This is a genomic window from Brunnivagina elsteri CCALA 953 (assembly GCF_002289455.1).
Classification (GTDB): domain Bacteria; phylum Cyanobacteriota; class Cyanobacteriia; order Cyanobacteriales; family Nostocaceae; genus Brunnivagina; species Brunnivagina elsteri.
In genome coordinates this window covers 1-3,648 of record NZ_NTFS01000537.1, presented here as the reverse complement: position 1 = coordinate 3,648, position 3,648 = coordinate 1, and the positions used below count along the sequence as shown (strand labels likewise).

Genomic DNA, 3,648 nt, shown 5'->3' with positions numbered 1-3,648 from the left:
TGCTACCCTGCCGGTAAGCGCGTTAGCTATTTCTGTAAGTAGCCGAAGAAGCGCGTCTACCTTACGTCGCAATGACGAGGGTTTGAGATTTTCGGAATGTATAAATATTTTTGCGTCACCACTTATTAAGAAGATGCTATTTATGAATTTACCCATTCATAAAATTCAATCGCATCATCAGCACAACTATGACATCCACCACACTTTTTTCCATCTTCCATTTTGCGAACTCGACCTTTACGAATTAGTCGATTTAGCATTTCCCGCAAAGGTTCTCCATCCATGCGGAAATGTAGTTTCAAGTCAGCAAGGGAAACTCTTTTATGTTCGGTTAGAAACTTTTGTAGTTCACTTAACATGCTTTTCTCCTTTGTTATTTGTTTTATCAAATAACTAACTACTTATTGCTTCACGTTTATTAGAACGTTTTGAACCAGCCATTTTTAATCCAAATAAGGTAATACCCATAGTTACAGTCAGTCCCACAATCCAAGCTATTGAGGATGACGGATGCTGGGCAAATGTGGCAATTTGGTAATATGAAACTGCTGCCCAATAGGCTAAACCAGTTGTCCATGTACCAGCAAATATTGTCCAGCCCAAATTAGTTTCGCGGTACAATGCGGCAGTTGCAGAAACGCAAGGGAAGTACAGCAATACAAACAGCAGATATGCAAAAGCAGCAGATTTACTTGCAAATCTTTTTTCCATTTGTCCATAAGTGCTAACAGAGACACCTTGAGCTTCTGCTAAATCTTTTTGGTCTGCGGAAACATCAGCAGCACTTAAGCCGAGAGGGTCAAGAAGTTGACCAGAAAGTTTTCCTAAATTATCAGGAATACTGGTAAATGCTTTACCTATACCACCCCAAAAGCTAAATTCTTCAGGCTTTTCAGGTTCTGCTGTCGCTGCTTTTTCTTCTTCTGCTAAACCTGTATACAGAGAGTTTAATGTACCTACCATTACCTCCTTGGCAAACACCCCAGTCATCAAACCAACAGTGGCAGGCCAGTTGTCTTTTTCAATTCCCATTGGTGTAAATACTGGTGTTATCTGGCGACTAAAAGCACTGAGAATTGAATCTTTGCTGTCTTGCTTGCCAAAAGAACCATCTGTACCGACGGAATTCATGAAACCCAAGACAATCACCATAATTACGATCGCAATCCCAGCTTTCTGGATAAAAGCTTTCAATCTGTCCCAAGTTCGTAACAATACACCTTTAATTTTGGGGATGTGGTAAGGAGGTAATTCCATAATGAAGGGTGCAGCTTCTCCTTTTAATAGGGTGTTCTTTAAAATTAACCCGGTGAAGACTGCTGCAAAAATCCCCAACAAATAAAGACCTAAAACAATATTTTGTCCTCCTGTTTGGAAGAATGCACCGCAAAATAGGGCATAAACTGCCAATCTCGCACTACAGGACATGAAAGGATTCATCATCACCGTCATCATGCGATCGCGTTTATTTTCTAATGTGCGTGTCGCCATGATTCCGGGAATATTACAGCCAAATCCTATCATCATTGGTACAAAAGATTTACCGGGAAGCCCGACAAACCGCATGAGTCTATCCATCACAAAAGCAGCCCGTGCCATATAGCCAGAGTCTTCTAAGACTGATAAACACAAAAACATCATCCCAATTTGGGGAATAAAAGTGGCTGTTGTTTGGATACCACCACCTGCTCCCTGTGCCAAAAGTCCCACCAACCAACCTGGTGCTTTGAAGCTTTCTAAGAGTTTACCAAAACCATCAACAAAAATCGTCGCAAAGGTAATGTCAAAGAAATCAATAAATGCACCACCAAAGTTAATTGAGATGGAGAACATCAGGTACATAATCAACAGGAAAATCGGAATACCTGCAAAGCGATTTAAGACAACTTGGTCAATTTTATCGGAAATATTTGCCTTAACTTCCCTGGTACGTTCGGCGGCACCTTGGGTTAAATTGCGAATAAAAGTATAACGGCTGTCAGCGATAATAATATCCAAGTCATCATCTAAAGTTTGATGAACTCGTCGCCGATTTTCCACTATTATCTGCTGTAACTCTTGACTGCGGAGTTCGGGAGCAATTCTATCTTCATATTCTAAGAGTTTTAACGCCGTCCAACGGGCATCAACGGCACGGTTAGGGCTATATTCATTAATGAATGGGACTAATTGTGCGATCGCATCTTCAATTACTGCGGGGTAAGCTACATAACTAGATGGTACTTTTGGTGCAGCTAAAGCTTGGTTAATTGCATCTTTTAATTCTGCTACTCCCTTATTAGAGGAAGCACTCATGGGAACCACAACACAACCCAAACGCTCGGCAAGTAAATTGCAATTAATCCGAATATCTCGCTCTTTGGCAACATCCATCATGTTTAGCGCCACAATCATCGGTAAGCGCATTTCCATGATTTGGGTAGAGAGATACAAATTCCGTTCTAAGTTGGAAGCATCAACAATGTTAATAATTACATGGGCTTCCCCACTTAGCAGATAATCCCGCGCTACCAATTCATCAAGTCCAGTATCTGCGTCTTCTGCATCCAGAGAATATACACCAGGTAAGTCAACAATGGTAATATCTTCTCCATTGTGACTATACTTGCCTTCCTTGCGCTCAACCGTCACCCCAGACCAGTTTCCCACCCTCTGATTCCCACCCGTCAAAGCATTAAACAAGGTAGTTTTACCGCAGTTGGGATTACCCACCAACCCAATTATCTGTTGTGTCATTTTTATACTTCCTCCACAAAAAGGGCATTAGCTTCATCCTTACGCAGACTGAGTTTAAAACCCCGCACCTGGATTTCGATTGGGTCTCCCAAGGGTGCGTACCGAGTTACAGTAAATTCTGTCCCTGGTGTCAGTCCCATTGCTAGTAATTTGCTTTTGTAGCCACGATTTGCTTTTTCGTAACCAACCACCCGCCCAGTACAGCCCACACTTAAATCCCGCAGTTGCTTTTTATCACCCATTTCCGTTTTCTAATTAAGTGTAAATATGTTTAATAATTAAAAGTTGGTATGCTACAAACGGTTTAAAACTTGACTGAATATAAAACCTCTCTCAATAGATATGACTACCTTTGGAAGTCACTCCGAGACGCTTAACCAATTGATTTTTGGGTACTAACAAGTCTATTTTCTAGCCGTTTTGAGTATAATTTCCGCCAACTTCCCATACCCAATTTTCTATGCATTAATACACATAATTTTTTGTGCCATACCTACCCCTAAACCGATACGATTATCAGGTAAATATCTGCATAATTTGGGCAATATTGCAAAACTTTAGTAACTAATGGGAGATTGATGGGGAAAAATAACGATTCGGAGAACGAGCAGAATCAAGAAGCGAAACCTGGAAGTTGGGGTGAGTTCAGCTTTTTGGGGGAGACACCTACAACTTCAGAAGCTTCAGAAAACTATGCTGAAATTTCAGTCGAGTTTAATACAGGTAAATCTTTTCCCTTAGCAATGGCTTGTATGGGCGATCGCCTAAAAATAGTCAGGCTCAAAGGCAGTGAGGGTATGGTCAAGCGGCTAATTGGGATGGGATTTGTTGCTGGATGTGAGGTTCAAATTATTAGCACAAGTGGGGGTTCTGTAATTGTGGCTTTAGCTGATAATCGTATCGGTTTAGGGG

At 41.2% G+C, this 3,648-nt stretch carries 4 protein-coding genes; 1 reads left to right on the top strand and 3 read right to left on the bottom strand.

The genetic code is table 11. The annotated features are described in order from the left end of the window. Nucleotides 1-140 precede the first annotated feature (140 nt). From CK510_RS27895 to CK510_RS27885, 3 genes are read right to left on the bottom strand one after another with little or no spacing between them, the layout of a single operon-like run. On the bottom strand, nucleotides 141-359 hold the full coding sequence (locus CK510_RS27895; RefSeq protein WP_095724748.1) for a FeoC-like transcriptional regulator: 219 nt from the start codon (nucleotides 357-359) through the stop codon (nucleotides 141-143). Nucleotides 360-393: 34 nt separating this feature from the next. Next, nucleotides 394-2,736, bottom strand: coding sequence for a Fe(2+) transporter permease subunit FeoB (gene feoB / locus CK510_RS27890; protein ID WP_095724747.1), 2,343 nt, complete (start codon nucleotides 2,734-2,736; stop codon nucleotides 394-396). 2 nt (nucleotides 2,737-2,738) lie between these two features. Beyond that, the gene (locus CK510_RS27885) at nucleotides 2,739-2,978 is read right to left on the bottom strand and encodes a FeoA family protein (RefSeq protein ID WP_095724746.1); all 240 of its coding nucleotides are present in this window, start codon (nucleotides 2,976-2,978) and stop codon (nucleotides 2,739-2,741) included. A gap of 336 nt (nucleotides 2,979-3,314) precedes the next feature. Here CK510_RS27885 and CK510_RS27880 point away from each other — a divergent pair. Next, on the top strand, nucleotides 3,315-3,648 hold a 334-nt coding region (locus tag CK510_RS27880; RefSeq protein WP_095724745.1), incomplete at its 3' end, for a FeoA family protein.